Origin of the sequence: Actinokineospora enzanensis DSM 44649 (genome assembly GCF_000374445.1) — a bacterium.
Taxonomy (GTDB): Bacteria; Actinomycetota; Actinomycetes; order Mycobacteriales; family Pseudonocardiaceae; genus Actinokineospora; species Actinokineospora enzanensis.
Map to the genome: position 1 here is coordinate 16,157 of NZ_KB894422.1, position 12,675 is coordinate 28,831.

Sequence of the window (12,675 nt, forward strand, 5' to 3'; positions counted from 1 at the left end):
ACATCAACGGCGGAGGGCGGTCTCCTGGTCCATATGGGACAACTTCGCCGGATTGCGCACCGAGTACAGCCCCGAGATGAGCCCACCCTCAATCCGCACCGCCACCACCGTGTCCAGCTCCCCGGCAAGCCGCACGACCAACGCCGGATACCCGTTGGCCTGCACCAGATCCATCGACACCACGTCGATGATCCGCCCCATCCCCTTCACCAGCAGCCGCGCGACCTTGTCCGCCCCCACGACCGGCTTGAGCACGGCCTGCTTGACCCCGCCCCCGTCCCCCACCAGCACCACGTCCGGCGCCAGGATGTCGATCAGCCCTTGGAGGTCGCCGGTCCGCGCCGCCCGCTGAAAGGCGGTCAACGCCTCCCGGGTCTCCGCAGGCGAGGCGATCCCCCGCGGCCGCCGCGAGGCCACATGCGCCCGTGCCCGATGCGCGATCTGCCGAACCGTCGCCGCGCTCTTGTCCACGGCAGCGGCGATCTCGTCGTACCCCAGGTCGAACACATCCCGCAGCACGAACACCGCCCGCTCCGTGGGCGTCAACGTCTCCAACACCAGCAGCATCGCCATCGACACGCTGTCCGCCAGCTCGACGTCCTCCGCCACGTCGGGCGTGGTCAACAACGGCTCGGGCAGCCACGACCCGACGTAGGACTCCTTCCGCCGCCCCAACGTCCGCAGCCGGTTGAGCGCCTGCCGGGTGGTGATCTGCACCAGGTACGCCCGCTGGTCCCGCACCGTCCCCAGATCCACGTCCACCCACCGCAGCCACGTCTCCTGCAGCACGTCCTCCGCGTCGGCCGCCGACCCGAGCATCTCGTAGGCGACCGTGAACAGCAGATTCCGGTGCGCCACGAACGCCTCCGTAGCGGGATCAGTCATAGCTCGCCCTCCTCCTAGCCAGTCTCCCCCCACCCAGACACCACCACCCACCGCCGTGTGACACGCGACCACCGGTGGCGTGCGTCACTGTCACAAACCCGCCCTCCCCGGCATCTGGTGTTCGCCACACACACGAGAGGACAAACCCATGAACCCCCGCATCAACCTGATGGACAACCCGGTCGCCGCCAAGTTCGCCCGCCGGTTCGCGAACACCAGCCTCGTACTGACCCAGTCGACCCTGCCGAAGTCGACCCAGGAGCTCGTCTCCCTCCGCGCCAGCCAGATCAACGGCTGCGGCTTCTGCGCCGACATGCACACCAAGGACGCCACCGCCGCGGGCGAGACCCCGACCCGCCTCCACCTCGTCGCCACCTGGCGCGAGGCCACCGTCTTCACCGACGCCGAGCGCGCCGCCCTCGCCCTGGCCGAGGAGGGCACCCGCCTGGCCGACGCCCACCACGGCGTCACCGACGAGACATGGGCCGAGGTCGGCAAGCACTACGACGAGGACCAGATCGCCGCCCTGGTCTGCCTGGTCGGCCTCATCAACGCCGCCAACCGCATGAACGTCATCGTCCGCACCCCGGCGGGCTCCTACGAACCCGGCATGTTCGACGCCATGACGCACTGACCGAACGGCCCGGCCCTCGCGAAAGGGCCGGGCCGACCGCCGTCCGGGTGCCGAACCCGATCCGACTACGGCCCGGTGTGGAGGTAGGCCGCCCGGCCTGGACGCAGTGCCTGCTGATATTTCGCCGCGAGGCGGTCGTGGAGTTTGGCGTGACGGAACTGGTAGATCTCTCCGGTGACCCGCAGGATGTGCCGCGCTCGCGCGTCCTCAAGAAATACCATGAGACGCAACGGTGTGCCGTGCGCGGCTGCGATCTGCGCAAACGTGAACGTGGTCGTGGCGACAGCAGCAGCTGCGGCACCTGCCCCCATGACGAAACCCACCGTAAGACCGGCCAGGAAAATGACCACCACATGACCGGCTCCAAGCCCGTTTCCGAGTCCGGACATCCCATAGCCCACGAAAAGAAGGGCGCCAACCAGCAGCCCCCCGAGAGCGCTCCCCCCGAGGCAGTGCATGAGAAGGACATTTCTGTCTTGGCACCATGACTGCCACGGGTCGAGGAAGCCGGTGCTGCCATATTCGCGCCGGACACCGAGCACGCTTACTGCCACGATGCCCGCTCCGATCAGGAAGCCGAGGAATGACCACGTACCGAAAGCCTTACCGGACGTCAGGGCGCCTATCGAGCCACCCAGGAGACCGAAGGCGAGCATCAGCCCGACCTTCTTCATCGTGAAGATGTCGCGGAGGTGCGGTACGAGAAAGCGGCTGGGCTTCGCGCACACACCAGTGATGACCCCGCACTTGAGAAACAATGTGAAGGCGAACCGGCGCGCGCCTGACCGGGGAGCGCGATGTGGTAGGTGATCAATTTGCCACCAGCGGAAGTCACGTGTGTGTGCCTCGCTGAGCACGGCGGCGAGGTAGCTCAGCGTGTGGTGGGCCTGCCCTGCGCTGTATCGGGGCTTCGGTTCGCCGACACGGGGTGAATAGGCGACTGTCACGACTCGGTCAAGTAGATAGCCCTCGATGTCATCCTCGGTGGCGAACCGGTCCGGGTCGAGGAGTTCGTCAGCGGGGTCGGCGGGCGTGTAGGCGTCCCGGACCAGAGACAACGTGAGTGGTCTTTCGAACGCCTTCGCGACCGGACCGGACTTCGCCTTTTCGATGTGATCGCAGAGCCGCTGCCATGCCTGCGGGCGCGGATTGACGCAGCACCGACGAAGGTAGTCGGCGGCCTCGGTCGGGGTCACGGAGCGCAACTCCAGTGCGACCGCGCCCAGTAGCGGAGTGTCGACGGCGGCATGCGCGAGTTCCTCTACACGGGTCAGCAGGACGACCCGGAACGGCGCGGCCCCTAGCGCCTCAAGCACCAGCCGACGCAGGTGCGGGCTGATCTCGTCGAGACCATCGAAGAACACGGAGAGACGCCCCTCCCGCAGCAATCGAATCGCCGAGATTCGATCACACAACAGCGGGTAGACCCGAGCGAGTTCGCTGGCAACCCAGTCCACGATCGGTTTTTCTGCTGGATTCCAGCCATGCAAGGAGACCATCACCGGCACCGGGATATGTTCCCTGTCCTCGTTGGACGCCCGGCTCCTGAATAGCAGAGCTTCCCGGAGCAAGAGAAGCGCGGCCGTGGTCTTGCCCGCGCCCGGAGCGCCGATCAGGAGAATCCGCCCCGAGGCCAGCCCGCCGTATACGTCGTGCAGGCGGGCAAAATCTCCCTGGCGCAGGCTGGCGGCGGTCGACCTCATTAGTCCAGGCAGCGGTGGAAACCGCGGGGGAACACCGCGCGGACCAACGGCTGCGCCCACCGGCGGGGCAAACGAACGGCGAGTGCGAGTCCACCGGATCGGCACCGGCGCAGGCTGATTCAGGCGACGCTCGGTAATGGTCGTGTCTACTTCAACGAGAACCGCCGTGGCCAACAGGTCCACCTTCGCGGTGTCGGACAACTCAACTCGGGCGATATTCTTCTTCGTCGCGCCGATCGTCATCAGCACCAGACCGACCGCGGCGAGCACGAACTGCCCATAACCACTGGATACGCTACGCGCGTTCGGCTCCTGCAGACCTACCTGCAGCGCCCACCACCCGAGCCATGCAATGATCAATGCAGCGCCGACGAGCAACATCCAACGACGACCACGCCCCGGCGGGTTTGGCATGATGAGCAGTATCCCAGTCGGCCACGCTCACGTCTCACTGCTGCCGACGATCACCCGATCGGGCTCAAATGATACGTAAGGGTTGCCACCTTGCCGAGTGTGAGATACAAGGGAAGCTCGGGCTCGGAGGAGGTGTGGCGATGGCGGGCACCAGCTATCAGGACGCACCGGTTTGCGTCGAATGCGGGAACACCCCGCTGTTCACCAAGTGGGCCGCCAAGCTGATGACCACAGGATCATTTCGATCCTTCTATTCAGGCTATATCCGCTGCCCGTATCGCAACGGGTGGCACGTACTCCTCAGTCTCGGAGACGGCAAGTCTCCTCTCCCCGCACCACATCGCCCGTAGTCAGGTCCGTCGACCTACTCGCAGCCCGCAAGCTCCCCTGACCCTCACTCGCGCCCCCGCACGATCGTCGGCTCGTAGTCCTCGTCCTCCGCCGCGCCCCCGGACGGCCACCCCGGCGCTCGCCCCCCGATCACGTCCACCGACACCCGCTGTGTCGGGATCGTCAGGGTCGCTGTGTCGATGTCTCCCATGGTGTCCTCACGAATCCTCGCTCGATCCAACCCACCGGCAAGCGTGCGACGGCCGCACCGACCCCGCCACCGAACGCCCATCGGGCCACCCGGGTCAGTCAACCAAGGAGTAACCAAGAGCACAGCCCCTAATCCGCCAGGCGGGCACCGGGTACGTCGATCCGGGACAGCAGGAACTCCGGGCAGTAGTGCCAGCCGCTCCCGTCAGGCAGCGGGATCTGCACGATCAGCCTGCCCCACTTGCGCATCTCGGACATGTGTCCGATGGCCGCGTCCACCATGGTCTTGCGGGGCGCCGGATCCTCAGTCCGCCAAGCGAACTCCAGTTGGCTCAGCATGTCGCTGAAGGAGTCGTTGAAGGCGTCCAACAGGGCGGACACCGGTCGCCCGGTCGGGTTGTTCATCTGGTCGTGTGACCATCCGCCCGCCGGGACCTCCGCGGCCGCGTACACCGCGGGCATCGGGATCACCTCGCCCGTGTAGCCCCACTTGCCCGAACTGTCCTGCTCCAGCGCCCGGCCGTGGTAGAGCTGTCGGAACGCGTAGTAGTGCGCCAGGTCGCCCTTGACCGTCGGCTGGTCGGGTGAGGTGGTTGTGCCCTCGCCCTGTTCCATGATGACTTCCAGCGCCGACTGGACCTCAGTGAGATTCTTCATCGGGAAGATTCCCTTGCCGCTGCCGTGTTTGCTCAGCCGCTGGTCGATCTGCCGGTCGGTGGACAGCTTCGGCTTGACCGCCGCGAACCCCTGCTTGACCTTGCGGTAGAACGCCCCGATCGAGGGGGATGTGTCCATTTTGGCCAGCGGCTGTTCCGGTTCCTCGATGGCGCTGTACATGTCCAGCGCCGACCTGGTCAGCCCGGACAGCCGCACTTCCAGGCCCGGCCGCACCCCGCCGGGCAGCCCGCCCGGGTATTCCGGCAGCACCGCCGGGTCGGTGAGCACGGGTTCGCCGCCGATGGCCGTGAGCATGTTGCCCACCAGCCCGAAGTGCGTCATCTCGTCGAAGATGATGTCGCGGATCGTCTCGTGCACGACCGCATCCCGCTTCGGGTCCATGATGGACCACAGCCCGCACGAGTACGGCGGGATCGTGGCCAGCTCCAGCATCATCGCGTTGCGCAGCGCCTGCTTCAGCCATTCGATATCGACGTCGGCGTCGGCCACCCCCATCAGCTCGACGATCCCGGCGTCCGCGGTCACGGTCGTCGTCATGGGTGTCTCCCTCGGTCCGGTTACCGCCAGCGTCGCAAACCTCACGCCGCGCAGCCATGCGAGGTCACGCGAACCGGTGACGCTCCACATCGGACCCGAGGTCGGGTACGGTGGCCAGCGCCGCGGCAGAATGGGGTTGGCCATGTTCGACGACGACGAGGGCAAGCGCGTCAGCAGGCGCACCTGGGTACGCGGGATGGGCCTGGTGACCCTCGGCGGCCTGCTCGCCGCCTGCGGCACCGACGACTCGGACGCCAAGGCCACCCCGGCGGGCACCACCACCGACCCGGCCACCCTGCTGGCGAGCGCGGGCACCTGCGCCATGTCGCCCGCCACCACCCAGGGCCCCTACTACTTCGACGCCGACAAGGTCCGTGGCGACGTCCGCGAGGACCGCCCCGGCACCACCCTCGGCCTGGCGCTCAAGGTCATCGACAGCGAGTCGTGTTCCCCCATCACCAACGCGGTCGTCGAGATCTGGCAGTGCGACGCCACGGGCCTCTACTCGGGCGCGGAGAAGCTGTCCGGTTCCGGCTTCGGCAACATGAACGCGATGCCCGGCGGTGGCATGCCGATGCCGACGGCCATGCCCGGCGGCATGAACCCCGCCACCATGGACATGCCCGACCTGACCCCGCAGGACGCCACGCGCTACCTGCGCGGCGCCCAGGTCACCGGGGCCGATGGCGTCGTCCGCTTCACCACGATCTGGCCGGGCTGGTACCCGGGCCGCACCGTGCACATCCACGTCATGGTCCACATCAGCAAGGCCAAGACGCTCACCAGCCAGCTGATGTTCGACGAGAAGCTGAACACCGAGGTGTTCGCGAACGCCCCGTACTCGTCCCACACCGGCCGGGACACGCTCAACGGCCAGGACCTGATCTTCAAGGACCCGATGCTCGCGACCGTCCGCAAGGACGGCTCCGCCTACATCGCGGCCCAGACCCTGTCCGTGGACTCGAACAAGAACGGCCGCTGAGCGCTCACAGCGCCACCCCGAGCGCCGCCGACAGGTTCCCGCGCGGGTGCACGCTCACCTGCTCCAGCTCCAGCCACGACGCCATCGCGTGCAGTTCCTCGGCCAGCTCCGCGGCCACCCGCCCGGCATCACGATCCGGTTCCGCATACGCCCCTTGGACCCGCAGCGTCCCCGTCGCCCGGTCCGCTTTCAGGTCTACCCGCCCCACCAGCTCACCGTCGAGCAAAAACGGGAAAACATAGTAGCCGTACACCCGTTTGGGTTCGGGCACGTAAATCTCGATCCGGTAATGGAAGTCGAACAGCCGCTCCGTCCGATCCCGCTCCCAGATCAACGGGTCGAACGGGCACAGCAGCGCCCGCCCCCGCACCGCCCGCGGCAGCCGCGCGTCGACGTGCCGATATGCCTGATGCCGCCATCCCTCGACCGACACCGGCACCAGCTCCCCGGCCGCCACCAGCTCGGCCACCGCCTGCTTGGACCGCTCCGGCTCCAGCCGGTAGTAGTCACGAAGATCCTTCTCCGTCGCCACCCCGTGCGCCACCGCCGCCCGCCCGGTCAGCCGCCGCGCCGCCTCGTCATCGGGAACCGACGCCCCCAGGACCGACGCGGGCAGTACCCGCTCAGGCAGGTCGTACAGCCGCTGAAAGCCCTGCCGCGTCCCGGTCGTCAACCGCCCGGTGGCGAACAGGTACTCGCACACGTGCTTCACGTCCGACCGGTTCCACCAGCCACCCTTGGCCCGCGGCACCGCACCCCCGAGAGCCGATTCCAACGTCCCAGCGCCGATAGGTCCGAGTTCCTTAACGGTCGCCAACACGTCGTCCACCAACCCGGGCGACGCAGCCGCAATCCGCGTCACGTGCCGCGCGTACCGGGACTCGTACCGCGCCATCCGCCACCGGAACAGCGGCCAGTCCTCCACCGGGATCAGGCTCGCCTCGTGCGCCCAGTACTCCGCCATCAACCGCGGCTTCCGCGAGGAGTGCGACCACGCCGCCTCATCCACCAGCGACTGGTCATAGCCGCCCAGCCGAGCGAACAACGGCATGTAGTGCGCACGCACCGCCACGTTCACGGAGTCGAGCTGCAACAGCTGCACCCGCCGCAGCACCTGTTGCAGATGCCGCCGACCGGGCGCCCCCGACGGCCGCGCGACCCCGAACCCCTGCGCGGCCAGGGCCATGCGACGGGCGGCGGAAGCGGACAGAACCTCAGTCATCACCAGACAACCTCACGTGCGGATGCGGACGTGCCCGCATGCTCCCAGGCACCACCGACAATCTCTCGGTGGTTATCCGCTAGGTTGCCGGCATGGCCGACGCCGCGGTGCGCCCCGCAGGTCCAGACGACGTCAACGAGATCGCCCGGATCCAGGTGCTGACCTGGCAGTCCGCGTTCGACGGGCTCCTCCCCCCGACCGTGCTGGCCGGTCTCGACCAGGAACAATCGGCCGAGCAGTGGGCCCGGGTGGTCGAGCAGGGCCCGGCGTCGGTCTTCGTGGCCACCGAGGGCGCCTGGACGGTCGGTTTCTGCGTGGTCGGCCCGTCCCCCGAGTCCGAGTCGGCCGCCGCGAACGACCTCCCGGTCGAGGACGCCGCCACGGTCGCCCTGGTCAGCACCATCCTGGTCGAGCCCCGCTGGGGGCGCCGTGGGCACGGCGGCCGCCTGCTGGCCGCCGCGGCCACGACGCTGCGCGAACAAGGTTCCACGAGGGGCATCGCCTGGGTCCCGGAGCGCAACGCGGCGACCATGGGCTTCTTCCGCCGCGTCGGCTGGGGCCCGGACGGCGTCGTCCGCACCCTGGACGCGGGCGGCCAGCCCCTGCGCGAGGTCCGCCTCACCGGCTCCCTGGACCTCGCCCTGGCCCAGTGACCAGGACGTCGAGCCATCCGGGTGGCCGAGAAGCCGGTCGACCCGGAAACCACGTGCTGGATCGCCCGATCGGGCAATGATCCGCGCGAACTTCGCGCGGTGGACATCCCGGCCCTGGTCATCGCGGGCACCCAAGATCACCACCGGCGCTCCCGGCCGTGGTTCTCCGAGCGCAATTCACCCGAGTGCCGGGCAACCATTTCGGGGCATTCACTGGACCGGACCTACACCTCGTGATGGCCGAGTTCCTGGGCCGACCAGCAGTACCGATCAAGTGACCGAACCGCCTTTGCCGCACCCCGGCGAACACGGGATACTTCTGGATGATCTTGGCCGGATCGGGGCGCACGACTCGGCCGCCACACGGCGGGAAAGCACCCCCGGTGCCGCGGGGGCGTCGACCGCTGTCCGGAGACGGGAAACCGACATGGGGAAACCGGGGACGCGGGAAATCGCGGAGTTGGCGGCGTTAGTGCGGGAGTTGACCGCGGAGGTACCGGCCGCGCGGCTCGTGCACCGCTTCGACACTGGTCGGGCACTGTGGGACCGCTACCGTTCCGGCGCTGCGATCGTCCCGTGGCACCTGTTGGAACAACTTGTCACAGACCGGATCCCGGACAAGTGGGAACGGCTGATAGCGCTGTCCCAAGCGAAGGAGTTGTACGACCGCGCGGAGTCCTCCGCCGCGCGCAGAGAGGTCAACCACGTCCGGTTAAGACCGCACGTGAGCAAACGAAAGTGGTGGGTCGCCGCAGTTGCGGTCGCCGTGGTCGCGCTGGTCGCGACGACAGTGTGGCTGCCTAAGGCAGCGCAACCACCGGCGGCAGCAGAACCTCCCGCGGAGCTGTACGCGATCTCGACGGACATGAAATCCGTGTTGCGCTGGGATGACCGCAACAGCAGATGGATCACCATCGGCGGACCCGCGCAGGATCTGCTCGTGAGCAAGGCGGGCGTGTTCATCACCGACCCCGGCAACGGCAGGATCATGCGTTACGACGGTCGTCCACACGCGTGGACTCTCGTGGGTGAACGCGCGGCCGCGATAGCGGTAACCGACAACAGGTTGTACCGCCTGTCCCCGGACAAGGACATCATCTGGGAATGGCAACCGGAGACGCTCGCGTGGACCATCATCGGCGGACCCGCCAGCACACTGTTCGCGGGCGGCGCGGGCCTGTTCGCGGTAGATCCCACTGGAAAGCTGATCCACTACGACGGAAAGCCGGGTAGCTGGACCAAAGTCACGGACGCGTGCAGCGCGGAAGACCAGTTCGTCGTTGGCCACGACGCGCTCTACGCCCGTTCCCACAAGGACGGCACGGTGTGGGAATGGAGTGGCGGCTGGACCCGGATCGGCGGTCCCGCACGCGTGTTGCGCGCGGGCGGCGCGGGTCTCCTGATGCAGGACGCCGAGACGGGGAAGATCCTGCGCTACACCGGCAGGCCGTTCACCTGGAGCATCGTCGGCGACTCGGTCGCGGACCTGGCCGTGTCGGGGGACACGGTCTACACCCTGTCACCGAACAGGCGGTACGTGATCCGGTGGCGTAACGACCCGCTCCCCCCGGCGAAGGTCGTGATGGACGCCCCGGCGGCCCGGATCGTGGTGGATTCGGTCGGGTAGCGATAGGGGTGCCCCCCTATCGACCGGGGTCGGGAACCCGATGTCCTCGGGTACCGTCAGTGGTTGGGGATCGATCAGGAGGGGGCCCGTCGTGATCGGCTGGCTGTGCGTGACGTTCGGCGTCGCGTTCAGCTCATCCCTGATCCCCTTGATCAGCGTGGAACTCTTCGTCGTCGGCCTGGCGGCCCGCGAGCCGGACGTGCCGTGGCTGGCCCTGGGCGCGGTGGTCGCGGTCGCGCAGATCCTCGGCAAAACGCTGTTCTATCTGGCTGCCAGAGGATCGATCCATCTGCCCGCGTTCATGCACCGCAAGCACCCGAGCGAGAAGCCGGTGACGCCGCGTCGGGAGCGGTGGCGGCAGCGTACGAAGAAGCTGCGCGACCTGGTGGACCTGGTGCGCGAGAGGTGCGAGCGGCACCCCGGGTGGATGCTGGGGTCGTACAGCCTCAGCTCCGTGGTCGGGGTGCCGCCCTTCATGGCGATGGTGGTGATGGCCGGGCTGGTCCGGATGCGGCTGCTGACGTTCCTGGGGATCGGGGTCGTCGGTCGGTTCGTCCGGTTCAGTGCCCTGGCCGCGTCACCCGCGCTGTTCGCGGGTTGGTTCCTGTAGGAAGGACGCCCAGGCGGTGGGGGTGAAGGAGAGGATGCCCGCCGCAGGCTTCTTGGAGTCCCGCACCGCAACGGTCTCGGTGTAGGCAACCTCCACGCAGTCGCCGTTGTCCCCACTGAACGAGCTCTTACGCCACCCGACCTCGACGCAGTCGCCGTTCGTGCCGCTGAACGAGCTCTTGCGCCACTCCACCTCAACGCAGTTGCCGTTGCTGCCGCTGAAGCTGCTCTTACGCCAGCCCGTCCTGATCATCATGGTCGTGCGCTCCCGCTCGTTCGTACACACTCGCGATGTCCGCGAGCACCGAGCGTGATTGTTCCCTACTCAGGGCTGCGTCCGCGAGCCTCCCCAGGATGAGCCGATAGGTAGCGATGTCGGTCGCGCTCTCAAGGAACAGAGTCCGGTTCTGAGTCTCCAAACTGACGACAGGCTGGGCATCGCTGTACTGCATGAGCCGGAACGGGCAGTCGAGAGCAGCGTGTGCGCCAGCAGACCGAGGGATGATCCGGATATCGCAGCCCGGCCGCGCACCGAGGAAGAGGAGCTGCAACATCTGTTCATGCATAGCCTTGTCGTCAGCCACAGGTAGGTGCAACGCCTGCTCATGGATGTAGAAGATGACCCTCGGCGGGTTCTCCCGCCGGATCAGCGTCTGCCGCTCCATCCGAGCCTGCACTCGCCCTTCAATGAGAGAAAATGGCACTAGCCCTGGACCGGTAATGACCGCGCGCGCATAGTCCTCGGTCTGGAGCAGCCCCGGGACTCGATTGAGTTCGACCTCGTAGATCGTCTCCGCGATCGTCTCGTGCAAGATCAGCGTGCGAAGCTGGTCGGGCAGACAACCGTTCTCTCGAACCCATGTGCCATCAGCATCCCCCGCACAGAGCCTCAAGATCTCGTCCAGCCGGCGCCCGGTCACCTTGCAGTAGGCCAAGATGATCGCGGCCTCCACTTCGGAGCACGGCAGCTTGCCGTTCTCGATGCGGGACAGCTTGGACGCCTCCCAGCCGAGCCTGCGCGCCAGCTCGCACATGCTGATCCCGAACTTGTCTCGGACTTCGCGCAGCTCCAGCCCTAGCTCGCGACGCCGGACCGTGGCCTTGTAGGCGGTGGTGGTCATGCGCGCACGTTATCCCCGTGACGTGGCAAACTTCCCGCGACGGGCTGATTTATCACCGGAAAGGAGGCAGATCCCATCCGCCTTGCAGGTCCAACACTACTCAGCGTCCACGAACGACCAGCCGGTCGAGCAACTCGGCTGTCGCCGCCGCAACGGCGTCAACCGCCGCGTCGAACGCCTCCGCGTTGTGCGGGGCCGGGGCCCGGAAGCCCGAGATCTTCCGGACGTACTGCAACGCGGCCGCACGTACGTCGTCGTCCTCGACGGTCTCGACGTAGGGGGCCCTCAGGGTCTTGATGCTTCGGCACATGCCGACATCATGCCCCGGAGGACCCCCTGTCTCACTCCTTGTCGCTCTCCGTCGGCTCGAAAGCACAGCCCGGGGCCCCCACGTCGTGCAGTTCGCGCACGCCCGGCACCCGGGAGTACGCGGGACACAGACAGACGCCGGTGGAGTCCGCCACGTCGCCGGTGTCGACTTCGTTCACGTTCACGGTCCGCCTTCGCCGGAGTTGATATCGCCGAGGACCGGGACAGCCTAGTCTCGGGCGGTCAGTCGCGGAGTCGATACGCGACTTCGGTCTCCCAATCGGCCGGGTCCGGCGTGACCTCCGGGTTGGTGAGATAGGACTCGAAGCGGCCCGCCCACACACCGTCCGTCAGGTCCCACTCCGCACCGGTCTCCGCAGCCCATTCGTCCAGGTGAGCGAAGGTTTCGCGGATGCGGTCAGGGTGTCCTCGGTGCATCAGGACCGCGTACCGGCCTGCGGGTTTGCTACCGGACTTCACCCGTCCGTCCGGCTCCACCGGGCCGTCCACCGGCACACCGACCTCGACGGTCAGTACATCATCGGTCACCGAGTGGTACCGGTAGAACAGGGCGCCCGCCGGCGCGATCCCGCGTTGCGCGAGCCAGCCAAAGACCTCCCCGATCAGCGCGTTCACCTGCCCCCACTCCGACAGCCTTGCCTGGATCGGAATGGACACATAGGGCTGCTCGGCACGGGTCTCGATGGTGGGCTCCATCCGCCCTCCTCTCTCTCGTTCACCTATCCATACGAGATGAGCCC

Annotated in this window: 16 protein-coding genes; 6 read left to right on the forward strand and 10 right to left on the reverse strand. The window is 67.4% G+C overall.

Features of this window, described 5'->3' with window-relative positions; genetic code table 11:
• Positions 1-3: 3 nt before the first annotated feature.
• Positions 4-885, reverse strand: a complete 882-nt coding sequence (locus tag C503_RS0121945) for an RNA polymerase sigma-70 factor (protein ID WP_018684375.1) — start codon at positions 883-885, stop codon at positions 4-6.
• A gap of 148 nt (positions 886-1,033) precedes the next feature.
• Between C503_RS0121945 and C503_RS0121950 the strand changes: the two genes are divergently transcribed.
• The gene (locus C503_RS0121950; RefSeq protein WP_018684376.1) at positions 1,034-1,519 is read left to right on the forward strand and encodes a carboxymuconolactone decarboxylase family protein; all 486 of its coding nucleotides are present in this window, start codon (positions 1,034-1,036) and stop codon (positions 1,517-1,519) included.
• 65 nt (positions 1,520-1,584) lie between these two features.
• Here the strand turns inward: C503_RS0121950 and C503_RS0121955 are convergent, their stop codons facing one another.
• The 3 genes from C503_RS0121955 to C503_RS40315 all read right to left on the reverse strand — a co-directional run bounded on the left by C503_RS0121955 (position 1,585) and on the right by C503_RS40315 (position 5,391).
• Positions 1,585-3,603 (reverse strand): hypothetical protein, encoded by a 2,019-nt coding sequence (locus tag C503_RS0121955; RefSeq protein WP_169514582.1) that lies wholly within the window; start codon positions 3,601-3,603, stop codon positions 1,585-1,587.
• Between the two features lie 427 nt (positions 3,604-4,030).
• Positions 4,031-4,177 (reverse strand): hypothetical protein, encoded by a 147-nt coding sequence (locus C503_RS46110; RefSeq protein ID WP_018684379.1) that lies wholly within the window; start codon positions 4,175-4,177, stop codon positions 4,031-4,033.
• 128 nt (positions 4,178-4,305) lie between these two features.
• A complete protein-coding gene (locus C503_RS40315; protein ID WP_018684380.1) occupies positions 4,306-5,391 on the reverse strand; it encodes a ferritin-like domain-containing protein in 1,086 nt (361 codons plus the stop codon).
• Positions 5,392-5,467: 76 nt separating this feature from the next.
• On the opposite strand from C503_RS40315, the gene C503_RS0121975 reads away from it, so the two are divergent.
• Positions 5,468-6,373: an intradiol ring-cleavage dioxygenase gene (locus tag C503_RS0121975; RefSeq protein WP_018684381.1), complete on the forward strand. Its 906-nt coding sequence runs from the start codon at positions 5,468-5,470 to the stop codon at positions 6,371-6,373.
• Positions 6,374-6,377: 4 nt separating this feature from the next.
• On the opposite strand, the gene C503_RS0121980 is transcribed toward C503_RS0121975, so the two are convergent.
• Complete coding sequence (locus C503_RS0121980) at positions 6,378-7,595, reverse strand: winged helix-turn-helix domain-containing protein (protein WP_033400906.1); 1,218 nt, start codon at positions 7,593-7,595, stop codon at positions 6,378-6,380.
• A gap of 92 nt (positions 7,596-7,687) precedes the next feature.
• Between C503_RS0121980 and C503_RS0121985 the strand changes: the two genes are divergently transcribed.
• The 4 genes from C503_RS0121985 (at position 7,688) to C503_RS0122000 (ending at position 10,485) form a co-directional block, all read left to right on the forward strand.
• Complete coding sequence (locus tag C503_RS0121985; RefSeq protein WP_018684383.1) at positions 7,688-8,248, forward strand: GNAT family N-acetyltransferase; 561 nt, start codon at positions 7,688-7,690, stop codon at positions 8,246-8,248.
• A 21-nt stretch (positions 8,249-8,269) separates the two neighbouring features.
• Positions 8,270-8,485 (forward strand): hypothetical protein, encoded by a 216-nt coding sequence (locus tag C503_RS0121990; protein WP_018684384.1) that lies wholly within the window; start codon positions 8,270-8,272, stop codon positions 8,483-8,485.
• A 190-nt stretch (positions 8,486-8,675) separates the two neighbouring features.
• Positions 8,676-9,875: a hypothetical protein gene (locus tag C503_RS0121995; protein WP_026316566.1), complete on the forward strand. Its 1,200-nt coding sequence runs from the start codon at positions 8,676-8,678 to the stop codon at positions 9,873-9,875.
• Between the two features lie 91 nt (positions 9,876-9,966).
• Positions 9,967-10,485 (forward strand): YqaA family protein, encoded by a 519-nt coding sequence (locus C503_RS0122000; RefSeq protein WP_018684386.1) that lies wholly within the window; start codon positions 9,967-9,969, stop codon positions 10,483-10,485.
• Here the strand turns inward: C503_RS0122000 and C503_RS0122005 are convergent.
• The 5 genes from C503_RS0122005 to C503_RS0122025 all read right to left on the reverse strand — a co-directional run bounded on the left by C503_RS0122005 (position 10,453) and on the right by C503_RS0122025 (position 12,631).
• Positions 10,453-10,740, reverse strand: coding sequence for a DUF397 domain-containing protein (locus C503_RS0122005; protein WP_018684387.1), 288 nt, complete (start codon positions 10,738-10,740; stop codon positions 10,453-10,455). The two genes, C503_RS0122000 and C503_RS0122005, sit on opposite strands and share 33 nt — an antisense overlap.
• A complete protein-coding gene (locus tag C503_RS40320) occupies positions 10,715-11,605 on the reverse strand; it encodes a helix-turn-helix domain-containing protein (protein ID WP_018684388.1) in 891 nt (296 codons plus the stop codon). Before C503_RS40320 ends, C503_RS0122005 begins: the two co-directional genes overlap by 26 nt.
• 100 nt (positions 11,606-11,705) lie before the next feature.
• Positions 11,706-11,915, reverse strand: coding sequence for a DUF2277 family protein (locus C503_RS0122015; protein ID WP_018684389.1), 210 nt, complete (start codon positions 11,913-11,915; stop codon positions 11,706-11,708).
• 31 nt (positions 11,916-11,946) lie between these two features.
• On the reverse strand, positions 11,947-12,099 hold the full coding sequence (locus C503_RS46115) for a hypothetical protein (RefSeq protein WP_018684390.1): 153 nt from the start codon (positions 12,097-12,099) through the stop codon (positions 11,947-11,949).
• Positions 12,100-12,157: 58 nt separating this feature from the next.
• Complete coding sequence (locus C503_RS0122025) at positions 12,158-12,631, reverse strand: GyrI-like domain-containing protein (protein WP_018684391.1); 474 nt, start codon at positions 12,629-12,631, stop codon at positions 12,158-12,160.
• Between the last annotated feature and the right edge of the window lie 44 nt (positions 12,632-12,675).

What these genes read in the sequence shown, in the direction of transcription:
- C503_RS0121945 (WP_018684375.1), bottom strand. Translation starts at nt 885, where the DNA reads ATGACTGATCCCGCTACGGAGGCGTTCGTGGCGCACCGGAATCTGCTG.
- C503_RS0121950 (WP_018684376.1), top strand. Translation starts at nt 1,034, where the DNA reads ATGAACCCCCGCATCAACCTGATGGACAACCCGGTCGCCGCCAAGTTC.
- C503_RS0121955 (WP_169514582.1), bottom strand. Translation starts at nt 3,603, where the DNA reads ATGTTGCTCGTCGGCGCTGCATTGATCATTGCATGGCTCGGGTGGTGG.
- C503_RS46110 (WP_018684379.1), bottom strand. Translation starts at nt 4,177, where the DNA reads ATGGGAGACATCGACACAGCGACCCTGACGATCCCGACACAGCGGGTG.
- C503_RS40315 (WP_018684380.1), bottom strand. Translation starts at nt 5,391, where the DNA reads ATGACGACGACCGTGACCGCGGACGCCGGGATCGTCGAGCTGATGGGG.
- C503_RS0121980 (WP_033400906.1), bottom strand. Translation starts at nt 7,595, where the DNA reads ATGACTGAGGTTCTGTCCGCTTCCGCCGCCCGTCGCATGGCCCTGGCC.
- C503_RS0121985 (WP_018684383.1), top strand. Translation starts at nt 7,688, where the DNA reads ATGGCCGACGCCGCGGTGCGCCCCGCAGGTCCAGACGACGTCAACGAG.
- C503_RS0121995 (WP_026316566.1), top strand. Translation starts at nt 8,676, where the DNA reads ATGGGGAAACCGGGGACGCGGGAAATCGCGGAGTTGGCGGCGTTAGTG.
- C503_RS0122005 (WP_018684387.1), bottom strand. Translation starts at nt 10,740, where the DNA reads ATGATGATCAGGACGGGCTGGCGTAAGAGCAGCTTCAGCGGCAGCAAC.
- C503_RS40320 (WP_018684388.1), bottom strand. Translation starts at nt 11,605, where the DNA reads ATGACCACCACCGCCTACAAGGCCACGGTCCGGCGTCGCGAGCTAGGG.
- C503_RS0122015 (WP_018684389.1), bottom strand. Translation starts at nt 11,915, where the DNA reads ATGTGCCGAAGCATCAAGACCCTGAGGGCCCCCTACGTCGAGACCGTC.
- C503_RS0122025 (WP_018684391.1), bottom strand. Translation starts at nt 12,631, where the DNA reads ATGGAGCCCACCATCGAGACCCGTGCCGAGCAGCCCTATGTGTCCATT.